Origin of the sequence: Marivivens aquimaris, assembly GCF_015220045.1 — a bacterium.
Classification (GTDB): domain Bacteria; phylum Pseudomonadota; class Alphaproteobacteria; order Rhodobacterales; family Rhodobacteraceae; genus Marivivens; species Marivivens aquimaris.
Genome location: NZ_JADBGB010000001.1, coordinates 2,072,241 through 2,096,408 on the forward strand (window position 1 = coordinate 2,072,241; position 24,168 = coordinate 2,096,408).

The window sequence follows — 24,168 nt, forward strand, 5'->3', positions numbered from 1 at the left end:
ATTTCGGCCCTTGCCGCCCCCGTGGCGGCAGGGGCTTTTTCTTTGTCCTCACCGATCGACTGCGATCTTGGCGAGGTCTGCTACATCCAACAATTCGTGGACCGCGACCCAACCAGCGGCCTCAGCGATTTCCGCTGTAGCGGCCTCACTTATGACGGCCACAAGGGCACCGACTTCGCCCTCCCCTCGCTGGCGATGCAGGCGGAAGGCGTGAACGTGCTGGCTGCAGCGGACGGACTGGTGACAGGCGTGCGGGACGAAATGCCGGACGTCTTGCAAACCGGCCCCGATGCGCCCGATGTCACGGACGGCGAATGCGGCAACGGCCTCGTCATCAACCACGGTGATGGTTGGGAAACGCAATACTGCCACCTCGCGCTCGGCAGCGTTATTCCCCGCGTTGGGCAAGAGGTCTCCACTGGAGAAGTCATCGGCCAAGTCGGCCTTTCCGGCCAGACCCAATTCCCCCACGTTCACCTATCTGTTCGCAAAGATGGCGATGTCATCGACCCGTTCGACACAGGTAGTGCGACTGATTGCACGGCCTCGGGTGCGCTCTGGTCCGAGCCGATCAACGCACCTGATGGCGGGATTGTGTCCGTAGGATTTGCGCCGAACGTGCCCAACTACGACGCGGTGAAAGCTGGCACGGCGACAACCTTGCCCTCAGCGGGAAGCAATCTCGTGATCTGGGGGCTGAGCTTCGGCACGCAGGTAGGCGACCTGTTGACACTCAGCATCGACGGACCGGACGGCTTTACCTTTACCCACGAAGAAACGCTCGACCGCGCCCAGGCCCAAACTTTCCGCGCCGCCGGAAAACGGCTCACGACAGACCACTGGCCCGCTGGAGCCTACAATGGCACTGTGACAATGACGCGCAATGGCGAGCTATTGGACAGCATGTCCACCAGCTTCGCGCTCGATTAACGCTCGGTCAGTTTGAGTTCGATACGGCGGTTCTGCGCGCGCGCTTCGGGAGTGTCGGCATCGTTGATTGGCTGATATTCCGCAAAGCCGTTGGCCGACAGGTGACGCGGGTCGATGCCTTCGCGATCGACCATGAAGCGCACTACGGAAAGAGCGCGTGCTTGGCTAAGCTCCCAGTTATCGGCGAATTCGCCCGTGCCCGAAAGCGGTTGGTCATCGGTGTGGCCGTCGACGCGAATAATCCAGTCGATGGTGTCCGGAATATCGTCGACGATCTGACGTAGGATCGACGCGACATTGCCAATCTCGCGACGCCCCTGGGGCGACAGATCGGCACTGCCTTCGTCGAACAGAACCTCGGACGAGAACACGAAGCGGTCACCGACGATGCGCACACCGTCTTGATCCGCGAGTAGCGCGCGAAGCTGACCGAAGAATTCGGAGCGGTAGTTCGACAGCTCTTTGGCCTCTTCCTCGAGGCGCTTGCGCTCGGCTTCTTCGAGCGCGAGACGACGCTGGTTTTCGAGCGCAGCGCGGGCGAGCGCCTGATTGAGCTGCGTGGTCAGATTGTTGATCTGCAAGGTCGCGCTGCTGTCGTTCTCGTTCGCAATATTTAGTAGGCCCTGAAGCTCTTCGAGCTGCGCGCGAAGCTGCGAGACGTTGGCGTTCAGTGCAGCAATCTGGCGTTCGCTTTCCGCCGAAAGCGCCTCTTGTTCAGCCAGCGCACTATTCGCCGTCGCCAGCAATGCGGCCTGCCGCTCTGCCTCGGTCATCTGGTCGGCGGCGTCCTGCTGCGCTGCGTTCAGTGCGGCAAGGGCAGCAGCGAGCCGCGATTGCAAGTCGGCACGTTCCTGAGCGGTTTCGTCCTGCGTCGATGCGAGGCTATCGACCTCGGCCTGCAATGCCTGACGGGCGATGATCGCATCGGCCAGATTGCTATCAAGGTCGTCGCGGGCGGCTTCAGCTGCGGCGAGCAAGGTCAGCGTTTCTTCCGCACGCTGGCGCTGCTGCTCAAGCGCGAGGGTCATCGCGGTCAGTTCGCTATCCGCATTCGCAAGGCGTTCACGCAGAGCTTCGGCAGCCGCGGCATCAGCCAGCCGTGCCGCTTCCAGTTCGTCGATCTCACTCTGCGCAGCATCCAGCGCGCCAGACGTTTCTGCACCTTCGTTGCGTAGTTCGGCGATCATAGCCTCAAGCGCTTCGCGGCGGGCTGCGGCAAGGCGCGCGGCCTCTTCTTGCGCGTCAACTTCATCACGCGCTTGAGCCAGTGCGAGGTTCAGAGCTTCGCTCTCGCTCATCAGCTCGGCATTGTCGCCTTCAAGGTTTGAGACTTGGTCGCGAAGGTCAGCTCGGTCTGCCAGCAGTCCAGCGACTTGTGCTTCAAAACCAGTGATCTGGTTTTGCGCCGTCACCAGCTGGGCGGCGATATTGTCACGCTCGGTTCGCAGGGAGGCAATTAGCGCCGCTTGGGCATCGGCCGCAGCTGACGCCTCGTCGAGTTCGTCGTTCAGGTTGCCGACAGTGCTCTCAAGCGTCGCGCTCTTTTCACGTTCAAGGCCGAGGGCCTGCGAAAGAATAGCGACCTCGTCGGAAAGCTCGATCAGGCGACTTTCCTGACCGGAAATCTGTTCGCGCAGCGCAAATTGGAGGACCATGAAAATTGTCAGAACGAACATCATGACCAATAGAAGGCCGGTCATAGCGTCTACAAACCCCGGCCAGATCGAGGCGTTGAAACGGTTCGTACTGCGGCGGCCCCCGATTGCCATCGGGCTTTACTCGCCCTGGCGGCGCTGTTGACGCAGCCCGCGAGCCAGAGCGCCGACTTCAGCGCGGATTTCAGCCATCGTCTCCTGACGACCGGCCGAGAGTTCTTCGAGGATCTTTAGCAGCTGCACGTCGATCGAACGCAGGCGCATACGGCTTTCGGCGTCGATGCCGTCGACACCGCTTTCACGCAGGCGCTCGACAAGGCGCTGCTGGGCTTCGGCGGAGGCGGTCAGCGCCGGACGCGGATCGTCCTGCTCCAGTCGCTGTGCCAGCATGGTCAGCGCGCCGGTGAGGTTCGCGATCTGCACGTCGGTGTGCGCGCGGCGCTCTTCGGCGCGGTGGAACAGATCGGCAAGCTGGTCGATCTGGTCAGCCATCTGATCAAGAACACCGCCATATTCCGTGCCTTCACTGCCGGTTGCCTCATCGCCCGAGGCAAAGCCGAGACGGGTGATCGACGACAGCCACTCTTCAAGCTCACGGTAGAAACGGTTCTGACCGTGACCAGCAAAAAGCTCCAGAAGACCAACGATCAGCGAACCTGCGAGGCCGAGCAGCGATGACGAGAACGCCGTTCCCATACCGCCAAGCTGGGATTCGAGCCCCTGCTGGAGCTTGGTGAACACGTCAGACCCCGACTGGCCGTCAGCATTGAGGTTTCGGATCGTATCAACGAGCGCGGGAAGCGTCGTCGCGAGGCCGTAGAACGTACCGAGCAGGCCAAGGAAAATCAGCGTGTTGCCGAGGTATTTGGTAATCTCGCGATCTTCGTCGATACGCGACGCGACTGAGTCCAGAATAGAGCGTGTCGAGGAGTTTGACAGCTGCATCCGCGCACCGCGCGAACGGAGAAGCGTGGCCAGCGGCGCAAGCAGTGCAGGCGCTTGGCGGGTCTGCTGTTCACGGACGAAACGCTTGATCCACTCCACACTGTTCATCAACTGGAACACCTGCGCAAAGCAGGAGAACAGGCCAATGACGAACACCAGCCCGATCAGCGTGTTGAGATACGGATTGGACAGGAACAAGAATTCTACCGTTCCAAACGCCACATATCCCCCCGCCCCGATAAGGGCCAAGGCGATAAGCATAGAAATGATCTGGCGAAGCGGCTGCGAAAAATACGGCTCGGCCTCAGGTTCCCTGATGTCCATGTCGGACAGGTTCCTCGTCTCTGTTTTGGGTCACCATAGGGGTCAACAACCCCGAACCCAAATAATTTATACGGATTCACCTGTACGAATAGCTGCAACGCGGCGAACAAGCCACGCCATATCGGGGTCAGCGATGCCCATCTTGTCCAGATGGGACGCGGTATTGTCCAGATATTCGTAGTTCGGACCACGCCCACCGACCGCAGATGCGATCATCTGCGCCTGCGTTTCGAGGTCGAAGTCGACATACTGCGCGTGCGAGGCATCGATAACATAGGTCACCGCTTCGATTTCGCGCCCATCGTCGAGCGTGACAGGCAGCTTCACCTCAAGATAGGCGGCAGATATCAGTTCGCGCTCGCGCAGATAGGCAAGCACCTCGTCGGTGTCCTCCTCGGCCACACGCAGCACCATACCGGTGCAGCGTGCATCCTGTTGCGCGTCGAGCGCCAGTACCAAACCGGGATGTTCGACGGTACCGCGGTGGTGAATGGAGAGCATACAGAACGAGCGATGCCACCCGTCGAGCCGCCCCTGGCGAGCCTCGACCGGTTCGAAACCCGGATTCCAGAGAAGAGATCCGTAACCAAATACCCATAGGGTCATCACTGTTCCTCCTGTTCGGGTGGGCTATAACGACGCAAGACGAAAACTTGAAGGGGCAGTCATGGCACGCCACACGCGAAAGAAGATCGGACTGCCAATGGCATATGTCCTGTGGTGGGGGATCGGATCGGTCGTTCTCTACGCTGGTTTGGGCACGGCGTTCGACAAAAGTGATGACATCTCCGCCTCTGACCGCGCGATCCGGTTTACGCCACTGCGCTGGACTGTCCGCGTCGATGACCTTGCCACTGCGGATGGCCTGACGTTCGACGCGCTTGATATCAGCATTCCCACGACGCCGCCCAACGGCCTGCGCCTGTCGACCAAAGCGCCAATCACAGTGGCGGACGAGTTGCAGACCATCGTCATCGAAGGCGACCGCGTCGAAGGCGACCTTAAGGTAAACTATTGGCCGTTCGGAGAGGTCGAAAAGGCGACCCTCGACATCGAAGACGCCACCGTCAGCGGTGCGGACGTTGCCATTGAAGCACTTCACATGAAGGCCGCGCAGTCGGAGGATGCCCACAACGGCTATACCCTGATGCTCGATGCGGCGAACATCGAACTGCCGCAGGATCTCGACCTTTTCGGGCAGATCAACGGATCGCTGTCGAATGTCATCGAGTCCGCCCACTTTGAAGCGCTAGCGGGTCTGAAACGGCCGCTGCTGATCCAGTCGGCCGATCCCGTGATCGAGACTTTGGATATCGCGACTGCGACGATGAAGTGGGACGATATCGAACTGGCGTTTGACGGCAAATTGACCTTCGAGGACGGCTGCGACGCTCAAGGCCAGATCAACCTTGCAGTCAAGGGCTGGCAAACGTTCTTCGATGTTGCGGTCGAGATGGAAATGATTGAACCGCAAGTCGCCCAGAGCTGGAAAATCGTCGGCGGCAATCTGGCCGATAGCGAAGGCCGCATCGCCCTGCCCCTCACCCTTGCAGGTCAAACCATGCGTTTGGGGCCGTTCCCCCTCGGACCGTCGCCCCTCGCCTGTCAGCGGCAATAGGCACTGTTGCGGTTCCGGGCCGTGTCAAAGTGGAAATGGTCGTGGTGGGCCGCATTCGCGTTCGGCCCCAGCACCGTCCCAAACGGTCCGCAAGCCGCCTGATGCATAGCGCGGAGTTGCCCGCCGTCAGACCGCGTGCCCCAGCCGTTTTCGACCGAGATCATGCTGCCATCATTGAGGCGCAGACCGCCCACGTCGATCGCGTGGCCGAGCGCATGCTCTGACAGGCGACGACCACTGGAATTTCCGATCTGGTTGCGACAGCTATAGTGCCCCATCACCCAGATTTCCTTGATGCCGCCGCCTTCACTACCGACTGCGGGGATAGCGCCACGCTCTAGCCATGTCTTGAACGCCGAGGCAGTGCGACAATCGACGGTTGGCTGTTCGGTGAACCCGATGCCGAGGATCGAACGGATGCGCACGGCCCCTTCAACGCCACAAGGACCGGGGCCGTTGATATCCGCGATCTCCTCACCTTGGATATCGAAATCGCCGCAGATGCTGCCACGGCGGCGCGCTTCGGCAGCGGCAATGCCAGCTAGAACGATATGCGGCGGCCGGGCCGAGGGACGCGCGGAGCGGGAAACGGCAAACCGGCTGGAAGTCTCAGGCTCCATCGCGATACGTGCGGCGGTACTTTCAGGCGTGCTTGGCGCGGGCGCCAGTGCAGCAGGGCGCAACCTCGGACGCGCAACAGCGGTGCCGGACTCGCTGACCACGACTTCGGTCGGGCGCAAGCGGGGTTGGGACGTCGCGGAGGGCGCATTTGCCCATACCGCGCCGCCCCACAAGGTCAGCGCAAGCGCCAACCCCAGCTTCATTCCTTCGCAGCCTTCGTACGGCCGAAGTCCGGCGCGTCGGTATCCTGACCAGCTTCAAGAATGCCCCGACGGATCGCGCGGGTATGGGTAAAGTAGTCGAACAGCGTATCGCCATCGCCCGTACGGATCGCACGCTGAAGAGCGAAGAGCTCTTCGGTGAAACGCCCGAGGATTTCCAGCGTCGCTTCCTTGTTCGTCAGGAACACGTCGCGCCACATGGTCGGATCGGACGCCGCGATACGTGTGAAGTCACGGAAACCGGCGGCGGAGAATTTGATGACCTCACGCTCCGTCACGCGGCGAAGGTCATCGGCCACGCCCACCATCGTGTAAGCGATGAGGTGCGGCGTGTGAGACACCACAGCACAAACGAGGTCGTGACGCTCGGGCTCCATAAACTCGATATCCGCACCGATCGCGCGCCAGAACGCGGCGAGTTTGTCGACCTGAGCCTGATCGGCATCGGCAGGCGGCACAATCAGGCACCAGCGGTTGTCGAATAGCGTTGCAAAACCAGCGCGCGGACCGGAGTGTTCGGTACCCGCCATCGGGTGGCTGCCGATAAAGTGCGCGTGCTCAGGCATATGCGGCATCACGGCGTCGAACACCGATTGCTTGACCGAGCCGACGTCACTTACGACGGCACCCTCTTTAAGGTGCGGCGCAATCGCCTCCATCACCGCGCCCATTGCACCGACCGGAACGGCGAGCACGACGAGATCGGCGTCTTTGACGGCTTCCTCGGCGCTGTCGACGACTCGATCCACGAGGTTGATTTCGCGCGCGATGTCACGGGTTTCCTGCGAACGAGCGTACCCTACGATTTCCTCAGCCAGCTTGCCCCGACGAATGGCCAGCGACATAGAGCCGGCAATCAGGCCCAGACCGATGAGCGCGACGCGTTTGTAGATCACAGTCATCAGCGGATGCCTTTGAACGTTGCGATCACGTGGATGACGCGGCGGCAAGCGGCCTCGTCACCGACTGTGATACGAAGACAGTTCGGCAGTTTGTAGCTGCCAACTGGGCGCACAATGATGCCGTCGGCCTTGAGCGCGGCATTGCAAGCCGCAGCCTCGTCAGGGTTCGAAAAACGCGCCAGAACGAAATTGGCGTAGCTTTCGTCACAGCCGACACCCATCTGCACCAGCGCATTGCGTAGCCAGTCGCGCCAGCGGGCATTCTCACGAACGCAGCGTTCGGCAAAGTCGGTATCGCGCACCGCAGCCGCAGCCACGGTCATCTGGGTTTCCGACAGGTTGAACGGCTGACGCACGCGGTTCAGCACATCGACGACTTCACGTTGCGCATAACCCCAACCGATCCGCATCCCGCCAAGGCCGTGCAGCTTGGAGAACGTGCGGGTCATCACGACGTTCGCGAATTCGTCCACAATGGCTTTGCCGCCGTCATAGCCATCGGCAAACTCAGCATATGCGCTGTCGATCACAAGGATCACATTGCGCGGCAGCCCCTTGGCAAGACGGTAAAGCTCGTCCTCACCGATCATGGTGCCGGTCGGGTTCGCGGGGTTTGCGATAAACACAACGCGGGTTTTGGGCGTGACAGCCGACAGGATCGAATCCACGTCTACGACGCGGGTCTTTTCCTTCACCTCGACCGGAGTTGCGCCAACCATACGGGCGAGAATCGGGTACATCGAAAACCCGTGCTCGGTCACAATGACCTCGTACCCGACACCGGCGTAGCTGTGCACGATGAATTGCAGCACTTCGTCCGAGCCGACGCCGCAGATGATGCGGCCTGCGTCGAGACCGTGGATCTCGGCAATCGCTTCGCGCAGGGGCGCGTGGTCGGTGTTGGGATAGCGATGGAGGTTCACAGCCGAACGCAGATAGGCTTCCTTGGCTTTGTCACTGAAACCATAGGGGTTTTCGTTCGCCGAGAGTTTCAGAACCTCGGTTTTGCCTTCGACCTTGGATTCGCCGCTCACGTAGAGTGCGATATCCATAATGCCGGGCTGTGGCTGTGGCTTGGTGGTCATCTCTGCCCCTCCGAATAACAGTCACTCCATAACGGGGCGCACCTGTCCTTTCCAGAGAAGATCATTGATGCGCTGCCCGTTTTCAGGCGGCAGCGTGACATGAAGCGCGCTATGGTGGGCCATGCTGTTCAAATTGCCAGATTTCGACACCCTCTATGACGCGCTTTTACGCCGCGATGCCCGCTTCGACGGACAGGCGTATGTGGGCGTGGCGTCCACCGGCATATTCTGCCGCCTGACCTGCCCTGCCCGCAAACCATTGCGGTCGAATTGTCAGTTTTTCGCGACCCCGCAAGAGTGTTTCGACGCTGGCTTCCGCCCCTGCAAGCGATGCCATCCGGTAAAGCCCGCGGCGGAGACCGATCCAGTGATTGGAGCGCTGATGGCTGCGCTCGATGCAGAGCCGGACCGCCGCTGGTCGGAGGATGACGTGGTCGCTATGGGCTTTGACAGCTCCACCGTCCGGCGAACCTTCCGGCGGCAATACGGCATGACATTCCTGCAAATGGCGCGCGCAAGGCGGCTGCGTGACAGCTACCGCGCTTTGGCGAAAGGACACAAGGTGATCGACGCACAACTCGAAGCGGGCTTCGACTCGCCCTCAGCTTTTCGGTCGGCTTTTGTGGCGATGCTGGGCGTAGCCCCGTCCGAGATGAAATCGGACAGCAGGCTAAAGGCGGATTTCTTCGAAACACCGCTCGGCCCCATGATCGCGCTGGCGGACGACAATGCCCTTCGGAAGCTGGAATTCCCCGAACGCAAAGGGCTGGCCGAACAACTGCGCAAGATCCACAAGGCAGAGGGCGCGCTTGGCTTCGGACGAACGGCGATCCACGATCAGACCGAAGACCAGCTACGCCAGTTTTTTGCGGGCGAGCTGGAGCAATTCACCGTCCCGCTCGCCTCCGACTACGGCACCGCGTTCCAGCAACAAATCTGGGCCGCCCTCCGCGCAATCCCTGCCGGAGAAACCCGCAGTTATGGCGAGCTTGCCGCTGACATCGGGCGCCCGACTGCCACGCGCGCTGTGGCGAATGCCAACGCCCAGAACCAGATCGCTCTCATCATCCCTTGCCACCGCGTCATCGGTGCGGACGGCACCCTGACTGGCTACGCGGGCGGGCTGTGGCGGAAACAGAAGCTGATCGAGATCGAGCGGCAATTTCGCTGACCCCCGAAAGCAAAAAGGCCGCCCAGTGGGCGGCCTTTCCGTAATGCGGCGAAGAACAGATTAGTTCTTCGCGTAGAATTCGACGACCAGGTTCGGTTCCATCAGAACCGGGTACGGAACGTCCGACAGACCCGGAGCGCGAACGAAAGTCGCGGTCATCTTCGAGTGGTCTACGTCGAGGTAGTCCGGAACGTCGCGCTCGGGCAGCTGAGCTGCTTCGAGAACGAGAGCCATCTGCTTCGACTTCTGACGAACTTCGATGACGTCGCCTTCTTTGACGCGGTACGACGGGATGTTAACTTTCTTGCCGTTAACAGTGACGTGGCCGTGGTTTACGAACTGGCGAGCAGCGAAAACGGTCGGAACGAACTTGGCGCGGTAAACGACAGCGTCCAGACGGCGCTCGAGCAGACCGATCAGGTTTTCACCGGTGTCGCCCTTAACGCGTTCTGCTTCCGCATAGATGCGGCGGAACTGCTTCTCGGTCAGGTCGCCGTAGTAGCCCTTCAGCTTCTGCTTGGCGCGGAGCTGCAGACCGAAGTCCGAGATCTTGGCCTTGCGACGCTGGCCGTGCTGGCCGGGGCCGTATTCACGACGGTTAACCGGGGACTTCGGGCGTCCCCAGATGTTTTCGCCCATGCGGCGGTCAATTTTGTACTTGGCAGACGTGCGTTTGGTCACGGCTGATCTCCTTCATTAGGTTTCGAAGGGCGTTGTCCTCTGGCCGAAGCCTGACAGGCGTCCCCTTGCGGGGGCCACCAACACCAATGAAACGCGGCTTATAGAGAGAGCTGCGGAGGAGTCAACAGCCTTTCGGCGTTAGAAGTCCTGACGCAAGACGGCGGTTTCATAACCCGACAGAACACGGCGCGCAAAGGCCCCGTAAGCCATCGGATCGCAGCCCGCTTCGGGAATGCGAGTCATGAGCCGCATACGGTCGTGTTCGTCCAGATATGACAGTGCCGCGCTGGCCGGATGGAAGCTTTCGGTCTCCACCCCATTGGCAAAGACAATCTCGTGTCCGGGCAGCAGAAGGTGAATGTAGGTCACTTCGCGAACGGCGCGGTCTACATAAACGCTGGAGTCGTTCACAAGGTCTCGCGCTGCCACCAGCACTTCATCACAATTAAACAATGCGCGGGCACGTGCGCCCTTCAGCACCATGCGGTGATCGGGCGACACGAGGATACCGTCGTCCGGCACACCTTCGTCCAGCGCACCGCGGCGCATACGGATCGGGGCGAGGTGAGGCATCGCAAAGAGGCGCGCCCCCGTCATCCGGCGCTGGCCGATCCAGAGGATCTCGCGGCAACCGTTGTCCTTGGTCTGAATGCGGTCACCTTCGCGCAGGCTTTCGACAAGGCGCGGGCCGAATTCGGTCTGGATCATTGTTCCGGGAGTAAAGCAGATCACACCGCCCGGATTCGCGTTCGCACGCGCCACGCGGCCCATGTCGATGTTATGAGCGACGATCCACATCTCGGTATCACGCGGAGGAATCTCTCCGATAAAGACGAGCAGCGGTTTACGCCCCTGCCCTGCTTCGATCAGCGTGATATTCCACGTCGATCGGCCATCGGTGACGTTAAAGCTCTTCTCGGCCAACGGCGGCGCATCGGCCACTCCGTCCGCGAACGAGGTATTCTTATCGACAGCATTAAGGAGACGGCGGACGGTGTGCGCCGCCCGCTTACGCATTTCGACCATTCCGGTCGCAGTCCCGAGGGGCAGGATTTCCGAAGGCCCGTCTACGCGGACTGCTTCGCCTGTCCAGATCCAGCTAGCGCCGACGCGCAAGACGTCGAGCGGAGCGGACCACTCCCCATCAAGTTCCGTTTGCGACCAGGAAATGACGAACGTGCCATGAAAGCCCGTTTTCATCTTCTGCTCTTCTCTGTGCCTCAGTCAGTTCCGGATCTTAATCGTCCGAGTTGTGAAGCTCACCGTAACGTCAACACAGAGTTCAAATCAAGTTGAGAGAACAGACTTTCCCAATATTTCAATTAATAGGTGAAATTTAACCGGAACGAACCGAGCACCTGCCCCTCTTCCTGCCCGACATACTCTTCCGACAGGTAGGTCACGCCGTAGTAAACTGCCATACGGTCACCGAAATGCCAGTTCACACCGGCACGCGCACGGAATCGGTCGCTCTCTAGCTCGCTGTCGAAATAAGAGGGGAAGTAGGCGCTATCGATGACGTTGGCATAGTCGACACCAGCACTCCACGTGACGCCAAGGTTGTCGCCATAGCCGAGCGGAATACGCTGGCCCGTCGCGGAATCGCGGCTGTAGGCGATATCGCGACCAGCGACACCGTAGTTGAAGTCGACACCAACGCGGGCAAGCGACTCGACACCGGCAATCGCCTCAGCGAACGGACGCATGGTGACGGGAGCGGTGTGGCTAAGCTGGTATTCCTTGCCGATCTCTGCGGTCACGGTCGGGAAAATGTGATTGCCGAGCTGATTATCGATCACACTATCGCCGAGCGACGGAGCACTGAATGCCTCGTGGGTTTTCTGATGGAAGTCGGACATGCCGGTCTGCGGGCCGGTAAAGATCATATCCGCGCCGAGACTGACCTCGTAGCGTTCGACTTGGTAATGGGTGTGCGCACCGAACGAGAGCTGGCCGACATAGATGCGGTCGTCCGAGCCTGCACGCTTCAGATGGCGCGGCGCGATAATTTCGGAACGGAAGCGGAATTCGACCAGATCCAGCGGGCCTGACCCGTAATCGTTATCGCCCTCGTTCGAGAAAGCGAACGACAGGCTATAGCTACCCGTCCGCCAGCGGTCGTCATTGTCGCCGAATTTATCATTCGAAAAGAGGCGACCGATTCCGACAAGCTCGTAAGGGTTCGACGGCTGGGCAACAGCGCCCGAGTCATAATCCAGTGCGAAAACCGGTGCAAAATTAAGCGATGCCACACAAGCGGTGACAGCAAAAATACCACGCATGTCCCATTCCATTTTTGGTTTTCGCTTAGCATCGTAAGGAATGAGGCGGATATATGTTTTCTTACGCACCATATTCTGCGCCTTCGAATTTACGCCTGATGGTTGCGCACGAGCCACGCTGGTGGCAGGGGTAGCCGCAGGAGACCTGCCATGACACAGCCCCCCGAACGCCCCGCCCTTCTGTTCTTTGCCGCCCTCGGGACAGGCGGACTGTTGACGTTGATGACATATTTCAACGGTCAACTGGCTGCGGCAGCCTCTGCGCTGTTCTCCTCGCTCTCGGCGCACGGAACCGGCGCGGTTGCCGCGATACTCATGCTGGTTGCGATCCCTGCCTTTCGCCGCCGCCCCTCCGGAGCCTCCAAGGCCCCGCTTTGGGCATATTTGGGCGGGATATCTGGCGCGCTGACAGTGATTCTCACCTCGACTGCAGTGAATTCGGCACTGGCACTGTCGGGCACTCTGGCGCTCGGCCTCGCGGGTCAGATGGTCTTTGGATTGACCGCAGACAAACTCGGCCTCTTCGGCCTGCCCCGCAAATCGCCCGCTTGGAAAGACCTCACGGGAATCGCGCTGATCGTAGCGGGGAGCCTGCTCATCATCTTCTACGGACGGGGCGCGTGATGCTGACGTTTATCGCATTCGCTTTCGGCGGCGGCATCCTTGTTGGCCTCAGCCGCCAGATCAATGGCCGCTTGTCGCTCAGCACCGGCCCGCTTGTGTCGTCGTTCTGGAATCACTTCGTTGGCTTCGTTGCGCTGACCGCTGTCGCGCTGGCCTTTGGCGGGTTGTTCCCCAAGGGCGAACCCATCGACTGGCCTTGGCTTGCGTTTGTCGGCGGCCCGCTCGGCGTTGTTTTTGTGGCCTCGTCCAGCTGGCTGATCTCGCGCCTCGGTGCGGCGCAAACAGCTGTTCTGGTGATCGCTGGGCAGATGCTTTCCAGCGTGATCATGGATATCATTACAGGCGCTCCGGGGTCGCCATTCGCGCGGATCGCAGGTGTCGCGCTGATCCTCGGAGGAATTTTGGTGGGTCGCAAAAGAAAAGCGTGATTTTCCACTTGCGCCCCTCTGCGGACTTCATTATTAGCCCGCTCACACCAAGAGTGGCCCGTTCGTCTATCGGTTAGGACGCCAGGTTTTCAACCTGGAAAGAGGGGTTCGATTCCCCTACGGGCTGCCACTTTTCCCCTACATTCAAAATGTTTGCCAGAACCGACGCCCGCATTCCGCCTTTTGCGATGCGGCGAGTTTTGCTGCGTGCGCGCCCTTGCAAAACCGGTTTCCATGTCATATCTCCCCGCTTGAGAGGTTGGCGCGGGCGAGCGCCTCGCCAACCCGGTCAGGTCCGGAAGGAAGCAGCCGTAACGAGCCCCGCTTGGGTCGTTGTCCAGCCTCTCACCTTATCCCCACAATTCGACGCAGCCGACACCGGCTGATTGCGGCAATCGCGGTGGACCTCGCCTTCTCCTGCGCTTACCTTGCCAGCAAGCAGAATCCCAAGGACGCCATGACCGAAGCCGAACCCAAGCCGTATCAGGTGCTTGCCCGCAAATACCGCCCCGAGACCTTTGTCGATCTCGTGGGTCAGGATGCGATGGTGCGCACGCTGAAAAACTCGTTCGAGGCAGGCCGGATCGCGCAGGCGTTCATCATGACCGGCATCCGCGGCACAGGCAAAACGACCACCGCGCGTATCATCGCCAAGGGCATGAACTGTGTGGGCGTGGACGGCAACGGCGGTCCGACGACAGAGCCTTGCGGGAAGTGCGAGCACTGCACCGCCATCATGGAAGGCCGCCATGTCGACGTGATCGAGATGGACGCCGCCTCCAACACCGGCGTTGCCAACATCCGCGAGATTATCGACAGCGTTCACTACCGCGCGGCCTCGGCACGCTACAAAGTCTACATCATCGACGAAGTTCACATGCTGTCGACGGGCGCGTTCAACGCGCTGCTGAAGACGCTTGAAGAACCGCCCGCGCATGTGAAGTTCATCTTTGCGACCACCGAGATCCGTAAGGTTCCGGTGACCGTTCTGTCGCGCTGCCAGCGCTTCGACCTTCGCCGGATCGAGCCCGAGGTGATGCTCGGCCTCATGCGCAAGATCGCGAACGCTGAAGGCGCAGAGATCACCGAAGACGCGATTGCCCTGATCACCCGCGCTGCCGAAGGGTCGGCGCGTGACGCGACCTCGCTACTTGATCAGGCGATTTCGCATGGCGCTGGCGAGACGACCGCCGAACAGGTCCGCGCGATGCTCGGCCTTGCCGACCGTGGGCGTGTGTTTGACCTCTTTGACATGATTATGCGCGGTCAGGCGGCTGAGGCTCTGGGCGAATTGTCGGCGCAGTATTCCGATGGCGCCGACCCGATGGCCGTGCTGCGCGACCTTGCCGAGATCACGCACTGGATTTCGGTCATCAAAATCACACCCGAGGCTGCCGACGATCCGACTGTCAGCCCCGATGAACGCTCGCGCGGCAAAACCGCCGCCGATGCGCTGCCGATGCGCGTTCTGACCCGTATGTGGCAGATGCTGCTCAAAGCAATCGAGGAAGTTGGCCAAGCGCCGAACGCGATGATGGCAGCCGAGATGGCGATCATCCGTCTGACGCACGTTGCCGAACTGCCCTCGCCCGAGGAACTGGTGCGCAAGCTGCAAAACACAGCTCCCCCGCCCCATCCGGGTGGTGGTGGTGGCGGCGCCTATGCTCCGGCTCAGGGTGGTAGCACGAACGCCTACGGCGGCGGGCACGTCCCGACCCATTCGGGACCGAGCGGCCCTGTGGCGTCTGCCGCCCCGCAGCTCGCGCAGAATTCGCTGGCCCGCTACGCAACGTTCGAATCCGTGCTCGATCTGATCCGTGCGCACCGCGATGTGCAGCTACTGGTGGAGGTCGAGAATTACATGCGCCTCGCCAGCTTCCGTCCGGGCCGTATCGAATTCGAACCGACACCGAACGCGCCTCGCGACATGGCGGCGAAGCTCGGCTCGCGCCTGCAAACATGGACCGGCAACCGTTGGGCCGTGATCGTCGTGAACGAAGGCGGTCGGCCGACCGTATCCGAAATCCGCGACGCTGCCGAGGCCGAGCTGAAAGCCGAAGCCGCAGCGCTGCCGCTCGTGCAGTCGATCCTCGCGGCCTTCCCGAAGTCGAAGATTGCAGAGGTCCGCACGGCGAAGGATCTGGAAACCGGCGCTCTCGAAGAAGCACTCGAAGAAGTAGAGGACGAATGGGACCCCTTCGAAGAGGACTGATCCTCGCCCTCCTTCCCGCTCCGGCAATGGCCGATGTCTGCGAACAACTCCGTCCGATGTGGTCGCCCGACAAGGGCACCGTGAACATCTGGACCGAAGCCGCATACGTGTTCGCGAACCCGATGCTGTTCGTAATGCTGCTGATCGTGCTGATGGGCTCTTTCTATCGCCACATTGCATGGCAGATGGCAGGCATTATATCTGCATCGTTCGTGTTACTCTTGGTGTCGACGCGCCTTTGGGCCAAAGACTCGGATGGCATCTGGGCGCTGGGACAGGCCGAAGGCTGCATAGCCCCGCCGATCGTCCCGACCGTGTTCGCTGCTGGCGTAATGCTATTCGCACTTATTCGCGCCGTCCGGCGCATCCGCAATCGAAGGAAAACGTGATGTTCAAAGGTATGGGCGGTCTTGGCGACATGGCCAAGATGATGAAGACCGCACAGGAAATGCAGTCGAAAATGGCCCAGCTTCAGGAAGAGCTGGAAACGATGACCGTGACCGGTGAAGCCGGCGCTGGCCTCGTCAAAGCCACCGCGACCTGCAAGGGCGAGCTGAAGGCACTCGATATCGATCCGTCGATCTTCAACACCGACGAAAAGGAAATGGTCGAAGACCTGATCCTCGCCGCGATCAAGGACGCGCAGGGCCGCGCTTCGGAAAAAGCCAAGGCGGAGATGTCCAAGCTGACCGAAGGTCTGGGCCTGCCGCCGGGCTTCGAGATGCCGTTCTAAGATGGCTCAAGGCACCGCTGATATCGAAACGCTGATCGAGCTTCTGTCGAAGCTGCCGGGCCTTGGCCCGCGGTCGGCCCGTCGTGCGGTGCTGCATCTGGTCAAGAAACGTAAAACGCACCTCTCGCCGCTTGCCGAAGCGATGACAACCGTCGCGCAGACGGCTCGCGAGTGCCTGAACTGCGGCAATATCGGCACCGCCGACATTTGCCCGATCTGCGAGGACACCCGCCGCGAGAACGGCGAGCTTTGCGTGGTCGAGGATGTCGCCGACCTTTGGGCAATGGAACGCGCTGCGGTGTTTCGCGGTCGCTATCATGTGCTGGGCGGAACGCTGTCCGCGCTGGATGCGGTGGGGCCCGACGAGTTGCGCATCCCCAAGCTGATCGACCGCATTTCGTCAGAGCACATCAGCGAGGTCATTCTCGCGCTGTCGGCCACCATCGACGGCCAGACCACCGCCCACTACATCGCGGACCAGCTTGGTGACGTGAAGGTCACGTCACTCGCGCAAGGTGTGCCTGTCGGAGGTGAGCTCGACTACCTCGACGACGGTACGATCACAGCCGCGCTCAAAGCCAGACGCACAATGTAAAAAAGCCCCGCAATCGCGGGGCTTTTCATTTGGATCGACAGAGACTTATTTGTCGTCTTCGTCGTCATCACCGCCCGAAGGCAGGTTGAAGAAGCTTTCCGCATCCGAGAAATCGTCGTCGATCTTGTCGTTGTCCATCAGCTCTTCGTTGCCGCTGTTTTCCGACAGAGTGAAGGTCTCAAGGCCAGCGATGGACGACGGCATTTTCGGCTCGTCTGCGTCCATGCCGAGGCTCTGCTCGGTCGACACCAGCTTGCGGCGCTCGTCATCCGACATGGCCGTGCCTTTGTTGGCGTTGGCCTTCTGAACGGCTTGGTCGAGTTCCGACTGCTTACACAGGCCGAGTGCGACCGGATCGACCGGCTGCATGTTGGCGATGTTCCAGTGGGTACGCTCGCGGATCGCCTGAATGGTCGGCTTGGTGGTTCCGACGAGCTTTGCAATCGCGCCATCGGGAAGTTCGGGGTGGAACTTGACCAGCCATAGGATCGAATTCGGACGGTCTTGACGCTTCGACAGCGGAGTGTAGCGCGGGCCACGGCGCTTTTCTTCGCCAACGGCAGCCGGGTTGAACTTCAGCTTCAGCTTGTGAAGCGGGTTCTTTTCAGCCTTGTCGATTTCTTCTTGAGTCAGCTGGTTGTTGGCAACCGGATCAAAGCCCTTCACGCCCTGAGCGACTTCGCCATCGGCAATGCCCTGAATTTCCAGCTCGTGCATACCGACGAAATCGGCGATCTGCTTGAAGCCGATGGTGGTGTTGTCAATCAGCCAGACAGCGGTGGCTTTGGCCATGATCGGTTTATCGGACATCGTCGTCTCCTGAATACATATCTTCCCCGCTGCCCCGCGAGGGGGCGGGCCAGATCGGATCGGCCCAGTTCACATTGTCGGGGAACTCAGGCGCTATATAGTCATATCATCACAATTAGAAAAGATGAAAATGCGATCGACCCTTGCTGCATTGGCGCTCGGCCTGTTCCCGCAGATTGCGGTCTCTCAGGATATTGCCGGAGAATTCGACTATTACGTGCTGTCTTTGTCTTGGTCGCCTAATTGGTGCACCATTGAAGGCGACGCGCGCGGCTCAACGCAATGTGATGAAGACGAGGATTTCGGCTGGATCATGCACGGACTCTGGCCGCAGTATGAGCGCGGATATCCCGAATATTGCGACACCGATTTCCGCAAGCCTAGCCGCCGACAGACCCGCGATATGGCCGATATCATGGGCACCGACGGTCTGGCGTTCTACCAATGGAACAAGCACGGCGTTTGTTCGGGTTTGTCGTCCGAGGACTACTACGCCCTCGCCCGCAAGGCTTACGAGCGCATTCAAATTCCGACTGCCTTTGCCAAGCTGCAAGATCAGGTCTCGCTCCCCGCTTCGCTGATCGAAGAAGCTTTCGTCCAAGACAATCCTGAAATGGAGCCGGACGGCATCACAATCACCTGCCGGTCTGGCTATATTCAGGAAGCGCGGATCTGCCTGACCCGCGACCTAGAATTCCGGACGTGCAGCGCGGATGTAGTCCGCGACTGCACATTGGATGACGCGCTGTTCGATCCGGTCCGCTAGTAAATACCGGTGAGGCCCTCGGGCTTCACCGATTTCAACACGCGGACGGGCGCATGGTGACGGACTCGCGTCGCCACATCGATAGCGTCTTGATCGATCATGCGAATACAACCTGAAGACACCGCCTTGCCCACCGTTTCCGGCTCGCAGGCACCGTGAATGCGGTAGAGCGTGTCTTCGCCGTTCTGGAACAGATAAAGAGCCCGCGCGCCAAGCGGATTACCCGGCCCACCCGGCATCCCGCCATTGGCGACCGAGTACGGCTCGAACTGGGGCCAGCGCTCGACCATGCTGTCGGGCGCCTTCCAGACGGGCCAATCGCGCTGGTACTGAACCAGAGCGTCGCCTTGCCATTCGAACCCTGCGGCCCCTACGCTGACTCCATATCGGAGCGCGCGGCCATTCGGCTCGATCAGGTAGAGGAATGCCGCATCGGGATCGACGACGATGCCGCCCTCCTCCATGTCGGTAAACGGGTTGGCGATCTCCTGACGCCAGTATTCCCTCGGTACCACGCCGCGCGGGACGGCAGGCACAGGAAACGGCTCGTCATAAAGTGCACCATATCGCGCAGGCATTGGCGGTGGCGGCGGCGGTGCGGGCGGAGCGACAGGCTCCGGCTCTGGTGCAGGGCGGGCACAGGCAGACAGCGCTGCCATTCCCGCCGAAGCGAGAAAACTTCTTCGATTGAACATGATATCCCTCGTGATTTTGCTAACGACTTTCAGGCGTCAGACAAATCGAGGCGGCGGCACCGGAATTTCGAGCTGATGCAGCGCAGACAGCCAGATGGCATCACGCGGCGCGGCGATGGTGGGCAAACGCGGATCGGGCGAGGCCATGTCCTCTGCCAACCACAAGTCTACAGCACACCGATGACCGGGCAAAGACACTCCGTGGCATCGCTGCTGAAGCGTAAGTCCGGCAGCCTGCACAATAGCCGCTTCCGTCGGAACCGAGACAAGCGCCTCCGTCCTTGCGGCCATTCTGAGCGGCAGCAAGGCAAAGATCACCAGCAGGACAAGAGTTATCCGGAACATGAGGCAACCTTGCCCCGCTTTGCAGCGGGGTCCAAGGCGCATCATTTCACATCGACGTGTGGTTACTCTCCGGCAACGCGCATAACGAGCTTGCCGATGTGCGCGCTACTTTCCATCAGCGTATGGGCGTCCGCTGCCTCATCAAGGCTGAATTCCTTGTAGACGATCGGCTTGATCCGGCCCGCACCGAGCAGAGGCCAGACATGTTCGCGCAACTGATCGGCAATCGCAGCCTTCGCTGCATCCGATTGCGGACGAAGGGTCGATCCCGTGAAGGTCAGGCGGCGCATCATCAGCTGCGCCCAGTTCACATCCGCCTTTGATCCTTGCAGGAATGCGATCTGGACAAGACGCCCTTCCATCGCAAGTGACTTGATGTTGCGGTTAATGTACTCGCCGCCAACCATGTCGAGGATAAGGTTCGCGCCGCCAACAGCCTTCATACCTTCAACAAAATCCTCTTCGCGGTAGTTGAAGCACTTCTCGGCACCAAGCTCCTCACAAGCATCGCACTTGTCTGCAGACCCAGCGGTCGCGAATACACGTGCGCCGAACGCCTTCGCCAGTTGGATCGCGGTCGTGCCGATACCAGAGGAACCACCATGAACAAGGAACCGCTCCCCGCCTTTCAGCCCCCCGCGCATGAAGACGTTGGACCAAACGGTGAAGTATGTCTCGGGCAGACAGGCGGCATCGCGCATACTCATGCCATCGGGGATCGGCAGACAGTGCGACGCCGACGTCGCGACGTATTCAGCGTAGCCACCGCCCGGCAGCAGCGCGCAAACCTTGTCGCCAACGGACAGGCTGACGCCTGGACCGACCGCCACAACCTCACCGGACGCCTCCAGCCCCGGCAGATCGCTGGCGTCGGGCGGCGGCGCATAGAGGCCCGCACGTTGAAGCGCGTCGGGACGGTTCACGCCCGTATAGGCAACCTTGATAACAACCTGCCCCGCACCGGCTTCCGGCATCGGACGTTCGCAGGCTTTCAGGACCTCGGGTCCGCCTGCCTTGGTGATTTTGATAGCGCGCACCTGATGCTCCTTATTCGTTCAACGTCCAGCGACCGGGCAGGTCATCCTGCCGTCCGCGAACCGGGGCTTTGATGCCCGAAAGCATCTTCTCCAACCCACCGGCAAACGCGCCAAGCACCGGTGTTTTCTTCACCGCGCCTTTGAACTTTTCGAATGACATGACATCGGCAATGCGGCGGTCGATAAACGCATTCGTCGCCTCGCCGCCCGTCTCGTCACCCAGCCAGTAGAGCACCACAGAACTGTAAACGCCCGAGAGAATCGTCCGTTTGGAATACCAGTTGTAATCGTCCGATGTATCGCCCAGCGTCTCCCAGATCAGATCGGCGGTGCCCCAGATCAGCCCTGCCCCGACCGGCGCCAGATGCGGCAACGCAAACAGCGTTGTTCCGCGGCGGACCAGCTCACGATCTGCGGCCTCCAGACGGAAGCGGATCGCCGCCGCGACCTTCTCGCTGTAGCGCATTTCGTCCAACTCGCCGCTCTGCATCCGCGCCACCATCGCCGCATCGCCCTTATTATGATAGGCAACGGCCAGATCGACAGCGCCGCGCGGGCAGATAGCCAGCGCCTCGGCCTTCGTCATTCCGGCGGCATTCGCGGCATGTTCAAAGGCAGTATCGGTCCAACCGTCGAATACGACGTTGGGCTCAATGGCATCAAGCAAGCGTTCAACGGCAGGCGAAAGGGGCGTAACAGGCATAAGGTCTCTCCTTCGGGGCGGCACACTAGACAACATAGGACGCAATTGCTATATGCCGCCCACCCTGCAAACTTTTTTGCAAATCCAACTTAGGAAGGTGGTGAATACCACATGCAGGTAAGCGTTCGCGATAACAACGTTGAACAGGCGCTCCGTGCGCTCAAGAAAAAACTGCAGCGTGAAGGCGTCTTCCGCGAAATGAAGCTCAAGCAGCATTTCGAGAAGCCCTCCGTCCAGAAGGCCCGTGAAAAGGCCGAGGCGATCCGCCGTCAGCGTAAGCTGGCTCGCAAAAAGCTGCAGCGCGAAGGTCTGCTCTAAGAGCACCCCTTTGTCGCTAAAATTAACCCCCGGCCTCGGTCGGGGGTTTTTCTTTGCGCTCTTCATTCTGACGAAAATACCTCGGGGGTTCGGGGGCAGCGCCCCCGCCCGCGCGCAGCGCGGCCCTTAGATCGGCAATGCTGTCGTCTGCCGTACGGTCTTCAGTGAAAACGACGATTGCAGCGTTTGCACACCCGGCAGCTTCGCCAGATGGCGGCGGTGAATACGTGCGAAATCCTCAGCGTCTTCGGCCACCACCTTCAGCAGATAGTCCGCCGTGCCCGCCATCAGGTGACATTCCAGCACATCCGGCACGCGAGCCACGGCCTTTTCGAACGCGTCCAGCGTCTCGTCAGCCTGCCCGTTCAGTGTGATTTCCACGAACACCGTCGTCTTGCGCCCGACCTTGCGCGGGTTCACGAGCGCCACATAACCCGTGATATATCCGCCCTTCTCCAGATGCTGGACGCGGCGGTGGCAGGCAGAGGGCGATAGGTTCACCCGTTCGGCCAGATCGGCATTACTCAGCCGACCCTCCTTCTGGAGGATTGTGAGGATGCGTTGATCCGTCGGATCGATTCCGAAATCAGTCACGTTTCTTCGCCAATTCAATCAGTATGTCGAATAATCTTCGAATATTCGCTTTTTCGCAACCGATCTTTCCGACGCAATTGCACGAAAGGTGCGTCATCCTACGTTCAAGCGAACAGGAGGATGTACCATGCACATCGGCTGCCCCAAAGAAATCAAACCGCAAGAATTCCGCGTCGGCATGACGCCCAGCGCCGTTCAGGAGGCCGTAGCCCACGGCCACACCGTCACCATCGAAACCAATGCAGGTGCCGGTGCCGGTTTCACTGACGAAGACTACACTGCCGCTGGCGCAAGCATTGCTGCCAAGGCCGAAGACATCTTCGCAGCTGCCGACATGATCGTGAAGGTCAAGGAGCCGCAGGCCGTAGAGCGCAAGATGCTCCGCGAAGGCCAGCTGCTGTTCACGTACCTTCACCTTGCTCCCGATCCGGAGCAGACCAAGGACCTGCTGGCTTCCGGTGCGACCTGCATCGCTTACGAGACCGTGACCGACGCCCGCGGCGGTCTCCCGCTGCTGGCTCCGATGTCCGAAGTTGCCGGTCGTCTCGCTCCGCAGGTTGGTGCCTACACTCTGCAAAAGGCCAACGGCGGTCGCGGCGTTCTGCTCGGCGGCGTTCCGGGCGTTGGTCCGGGCAAGGTTCTGGTCGTTGGCGGCGGTGTCGTCGGCACCCATGCTGCGAAAATCGCGGCTGGTATGGGCGCTGATGTGACCGTTCTCGACCGATCGCTGCCGCGTCTGCGCTACCTCGACGACGTGTTCGGCGGCACATTCAAAACCTCCTACGCGTCGGCTGCCAACACCATCGAACTGGCCCGCGAAGCCGACCTGATCATCGGTGCTGTCCTCGTTCCTGGCGCTGCCGCGCCGAAGCTGATCAAGCGCGACCAGCTGAAAGAACTGAAGCCTGGCGCGGTCCTTGTCGACGTTGCCATCGACCAGGGCGGCTGCTTCGAGACCTCGAAGGCCACCACGCACCAAGACCCGATCTACGAAGTCGACGGCGTGATGCACTACTGCGTTGCCAACATGCCGGGCGCTGTCGCCCGCACCTCGACCATCGCTCTGGGCAATGCGACCATGCCGTTCATGATCGCGCTGGCTAACAAAGGTTGGAAGAAAGCCTGCGCCGATGACAAGCACCTGCTGAACGGCCTGAACGTTCACGCCGGCCAGCTGACCTACGCCGCTGTTGGCGAAGCACTCGGCATTGAGACGGTCGATCCGGCCTCGCTGCTGTAATTTCCACTCGCAGAAATTGAAAAGGCCCGCCAATTACGGCGGGCCTTTTTGTTAGCCTTGCGGACCTGCGGGGATTTTGTCGGTACGCAGTTCGTCGCGGATCTGCATGAGGATCTCCAACTCGGTCGGAGCCTTCGGCGCTTCGGGGATCGGGGTGTCCTCTTTTTCGGTCATCTCGTCACGCACGCGGTTCACAAAGCGGACCAGCAGGAACACGACAAACGCGATGATGAAGAAGTTCACGACGGCCATAATAAACGAGCCGTAAGCGAAAATCGCGGCCCCTGCATCGCGCGCTTCCTGAAGGCTTGCGTCTGCCGGAACATCGCCACTGAGAACCCAATAGGTGTTGGTAAAATCAAGGCCGCTGGTGATCACGCCGATGATCGGGTTGATCAGATCCTTGACGATCGAGTTGACGATCGCAGTGAAAGCCGAGCCGACGATGATACCGACGGCAAGGTCCATAACGTTGCCCTTGGCAATGAACGCTTTGAATTCCTTATACATTTCCCTCAATTCCTTATTAAAAGGGTGCGCTATCCTGCGCTTTACCGCACATACTTAGCGTTACCCGCCCACATGTCTAATCCTTCATATCGCACAATGGATGCCTAGGTATTGAGAGAATAA

At 60.4% G+C, this 24,168-nt stretch carries 27 protein-coding genes, 1 tRNA gene and 1 other RNA gene; 14 read left to right on the top strand and 15 right to left on the bottom strand.

The window, feature by feature from the left end:
• Nucleotides 1–42 precede the first annotated feature (42 nt).
• Complete coding sequence (locus tag IF204_RS10220; RefSeq protein ID WP_322743277.1) at nt 43–930, top strand: M23 family metallopeptidase; 888 nt, start codon at nt 43–45, stop codon at nt 928–930.
• Here the strand turns inward: IF204_RS10220 and IF204_RS10225 are convergent.
• From IF204_RS10225 to IF204_RS10235, 3 genes are all read right to left on the bottom strand, one after another.
• A complete protein-coding gene (locus IF204_RS10225; RefSeq protein ID WP_194096736.1) occupies nt 927–2,699 on the bottom strand; it encodes a peptidoglycan -binding protein in 1,773 nt (590 codons plus the stop codon). The genes IF204_RS10220 and IF204_RS10225 overlap by 4 nt on opposite strands.
• A 6-nt stretch (nt 2,700–2,705) precedes the next feature.
• Nucleotides 2,706–3,854 (bottom strand): biopolymer transporter ExbB, encoded by a 1,149-nt coding sequence (locus tag IF204_RS10230; RefSeq protein ID WP_194096737.1) that lies wholly within the window; start codon nt 3,852–3,854, stop codon nt 2,706–2,708.
• A 66-nt stretch (nt 3,855–3,920) separates the two neighbouring features.
• A complete protein-coding gene (locus tag IF204_RS10235; protein WP_194096738.1) occupies nt 3,921–4,460 on the bottom strand; it encodes a gamma-glutamylcyclotransferase in 540 nt (179 codons plus the stop codon).
• Between the two features lie 61 nt (nt 4,461–4,521).
• Here IF204_RS10235 and IF204_RS10240 point away from each other — a divergent pair, with 61 nt between their 5' ends.
• Nucleotides 4,522–5,472 carry a DUF2125 domain-containing protein gene (locus IF204_RS10240; RefSeq protein ID WP_194096740.1) on the top strand — a complete coding sequence of 317 codons (951 nt, stop codon included), beginning with the start codon at nt 4,522–4,524 and terminating at the stop codon, nt 5,470–5,472.
• On the opposite strand, the gene IF204_RS10245 is transcribed toward IF204_RS10240, so the two are convergent.
• From IF204_RS10245 to hisC, 3 genes are read right to left on the bottom strand one after another with little or no spacing between them, the layout of a single operon-like run.
• The gene (locus IF204_RS10245; RefSeq protein ID WP_194096742.1) at nt 5,460–6,296 is read right to left on the bottom strand and encodes an extensin-like domain-containing protein; all 837 of its coding nucleotides are present in this window, start codon (nt 6,294–6,296) and stop codon (nt 5,460–5,462) included. The two genes, IF204_RS10240 and IF204_RS10245, sit on opposite strands and share 13 nt — an antisense overlap.
• Entirely contained in the window at nt 6,293–7,216 is a 924-nt protein-coding gene (locus IF204_RS10250) for a prephenate/arogenate dehydrogenase family protein (protein ID WP_194096744.1), read from the bottom strand. The genes IF204_RS10245 and IF204_RS10250 overlap by 4 nt, the downstream gene beginning before the upstream one ends.
• Nucleotides 7,216–8,301, bottom strand: a complete 1,086-nt coding sequence (hisC, locus tag IF204_RS10255; protein WP_194096745.1) for a histidinol-phosphate transaminase — start codon at nt 8,299–8,301, stop codon at nt 7,216–7,218. Before hisC ends, IF204_RS10250 begins: the two co-directional genes overlap by 1 nt.
• Nucleotides 8,302–8,422: 121 nt before the next feature.
• On the opposite strand from hisC, the gene IF204_RS10260 reads away from it, so the two are divergent.
• Nucleotides 8,423–9,472 (top strand): bifunctional transcriptional activator/DNA repair enzyme AdaA, encoded by a 1,050-nt coding sequence (locus IF204_RS10260; RefSeq protein WP_194096746.1) that lies wholly within the window; start codon nt 8,423–8,425, stop codon nt 9,470–9,472.
• A 60-nt stretch (nt 9,473–9,532) separates the two neighbouring features.
• Here the strand turns inward: IF204_RS10260 and rpsD are convergent, their stop codons facing one another.
• The 3 genes from rpsD to IF204_RS10275 form a co-directional block, all read right to left on the bottom strand.
• A complete protein-coding gene (gene rpsD / locus IF204_RS10265; RefSeq protein WP_194096748.1) occupies nt 9,533–10,153 on the bottom strand; it encodes a 30S ribosomal protein S4 in 621 nt (206 codons plus the stop codon).
• 138 nt (nt 10,154–10,291) lie between these two features.
• Entirely contained in the window at nt 10,292–11,353 is a 1,062-nt protein-coding gene (locus IF204_RS10270; protein ID WP_194096749.1) for a Hint domain-containing protein, read from the bottom strand.
• 122 nt (nt 11,354–11,475) lie between these two features.
• The gene (locus IF204_RS10275) at nt 11,476–12,435 is read right to left on the bottom strand and encodes a lipid A-modifier LpxR family protein (protein WP_194096751.1); all 960 of its coding nucleotides are present in this window, start codon (nt 12,433–12,435) and stop codon (nt 11,476–11,478) included.
• A 150-nt stretch (nt 12,436–12,585) separates the two neighbouring features.
• Here IF204_RS10275 and IF204_RS10280 point away from each other — a divergent pair, with 150 nt between their 5' ends.
• From IF204_RS10280 to recR, 8 genes are all read left to right on the top strand, one after another.
• Nucleotides 12,586–13,059, top strand: coding sequence for a DMT family transporter (locus IF204_RS10280; protein WP_194096752.1), 474 nt, complete (start codon nt 12,586–12,588; stop codon nt 13,057–13,059).
• Nucleotides 13,059–13,487 (top strand): DMT family transporter, encoded by a 429-nt coding sequence (locus tag IF204_RS10285; protein WP_194096754.1) that lies wholly within the window; start codon nt 13,059–13,061, stop codon nt 13,485–13,487. Before IF204_RS10280 ends, IF204_RS10285 begins: the two co-directional genes overlap by 1 nt.
• A 55-nt stretch (nt 13,488–13,542) precedes the next feature.
• Nucleotides 13,543–13,617: transfer RNA gene (locus tag IF204_RS10290), tRNA-Glu, on the top strand.
• A 122-nt stretch (nt 13,618–13,739) separates the two neighbouring features.
• An RNA gene (gene ffs, locus IF204_RS10295) (signal recognition particle sRNA small type) lies at nt 13,740–13,838 on the top strand.
• A gap of 106 nt (nt 13,839–13,944) precedes the next feature.
• Entirely contained in the window at nt 13,945–15,699 is a 1,755-nt protein-coding gene (locus tag IF204_RS10300) for a DNA polymerase III subunit gamma/tau (RefSeq protein WP_194096755.1), read from the top strand.
• On the top strand, nt 15,675–16,088 hold the full coding sequence (locus tag IF204_RS10305) for a hypothetical protein (protein ID WP_194096757.1): 414 nt from the start codon (nt 15,675–15,677) through the stop codon (nt 16,086–16,088). The genes IF204_RS10300 and IF204_RS10305 overlap by 25 nt, the downstream gene beginning before the upstream one ends.
• A complete protein-coding gene (locus tag IF204_RS10310) occupies nt 16,088–16,432 on the top strand; it encodes a YbaB/EbfC family nucleoid-associated protein (RefSeq protein ID WP_167635906.1) in 345 nt (114 codons plus the stop codon). Before IF204_RS10305 ends, IF204_RS10310 begins: the two co-directional genes overlap by 1 nt.
• Before the next feature lies 1 nt (nt 16,433).
• Nucleotides 16,434–17,027 carry a recombination mediator RecR gene (gene recR / locus IF204_RS10315; protein ID WP_194096759.1) on the top strand — a complete coding sequence of 198 codons (594 nt, stop codon included), beginning with the start codon at nt 16,434–16,436 and terminating at the stop codon, nt 17,025–17,027.
• A gap of 45 nt (nt 17,028–17,072) precedes the next feature.
• Here the strand turns inward: recR and IF204_RS10320 are convergent, their stop codons facing one another.
• Nucleotides 17,073–17,837 carry a DUF1013 domain-containing protein gene (locus IF204_RS10320; RefSeq protein WP_194096760.1) on the bottom strand — a complete coding sequence of 255 codons (765 nt, stop codon included), beginning with the start codon at nt 17,835–17,837 and terminating at the stop codon, nt 17,073–17,075.
• A gap of 130 nt (nt 17,838–17,967) precedes the next feature.
• On the opposite strand from IF204_RS10320, the gene IF204_RS10325 reads away from it, so the two are divergent.
• Complete coding sequence (locus tag IF204_RS10325) at nt 17,968–18,603, top strand: ribonuclease T2 (RefSeq protein ID WP_228069153.1); 636 nt, start codon at nt 17,968–17,970, stop codon at nt 18,601–18,603.
• Here the strand turns inward: IF204_RS10325 and IF204_RS10330 are convergent.
• From IF204_RS10330 to IF204_RS10340, 3 genes are all read right to left on the bottom strand, one after another.
• A complete protein-coding gene (locus IF204_RS10330; protein ID WP_194096764.1) occupies nt 18,600–19,298 on the bottom strand; it encodes a L,D-transpeptidase in 699 nt (232 codons plus the stop codon). The two genes, IF204_RS10325 and IF204_RS10330, sit on opposite strands and share 4 nt — an antisense overlap.
• A 407-nt stretch (nt 19,299–19,705) precedes the next feature.
• Nucleotides 19,706–20,680, bottom strand: a complete 975-nt coding sequence (locus tag IF204_RS10335) for an NAD(P)H-quinone oxidoreductase (protein ID WP_194096765.1) — start codon at nt 20,678–20,680, stop codon at nt 19,706–19,708.
• A gap of 10 nt (nt 20,681–20,690) precedes the next feature.
• A complete protein-coding gene (locus tag IF204_RS10340) occupies nt 20,691–21,383 on the bottom strand; it encodes a COQ9 family protein (protein WP_194096767.1) in 693 nt (230 codons plus the stop codon).
• Between the two features lie 111 nt (nt 21,384–21,494).
• On the opposite strand from IF204_RS10340, the gene rpsU reads away from it, so the two are divergent.
• The gene (gene rpsU, locus IF204_RS10345) at nt 21,495–21,701 is read left to right on the top strand and encodes a 30S ribosomal protein S21 (protein ID WP_086451606.1); all 207 of its coding nucleotides are present in this window, start codon (nt 21,495–21,497) and stop codon (nt 21,699–21,701) included.
• A 126-nt stretch (nt 21,702–21,827) separates the two neighbouring features.
• Here the strand turns inward: rpsU and IF204_RS10350 are convergent, their stop codons facing one another.
• Nucleotides 21,828–22,295: an Lrp/AsnC family transcriptional regulator gene (locus IF204_RS10350; RefSeq protein ID WP_194096769.1), complete on the bottom strand. Its 468-nt coding sequence runs from the start codon at nt 22,293–22,295 to the stop codon at nt 21,828–21,830.
• 127 nt (nt 22,296–22,422) lie between these two features.
• Here IF204_RS10350 and ald point away from each other — a divergent pair, with 127 nt between their 5' ends.
• Nucleotides 22,423–23,535 (top strand): alanine dehydrogenase, encoded by a 1,113-nt coding sequence (ald, locus tag IF204_RS10355; protein ID WP_194096770.1) that lies wholly within the window; start codon nt 22,423–22,425, stop codon nt 23,533–23,535.
• A gap of 51 nt (nt 23,536–23,586) precedes the next feature.
• Here the strand turns inward: ald and mscL are convergent, their stop codons facing one another.
• Entirely contained in the window at nt 23,587–24,045 is a 459-nt protein-coding gene (mscL, locus tag IF204_RS10360) for a large conductance mechanosensitive channel protein MscL (RefSeq protein WP_194096771.1), read from the bottom strand.
• Nucleotides 24,046–24,168 lie beyond the last annotated feature (123 nt).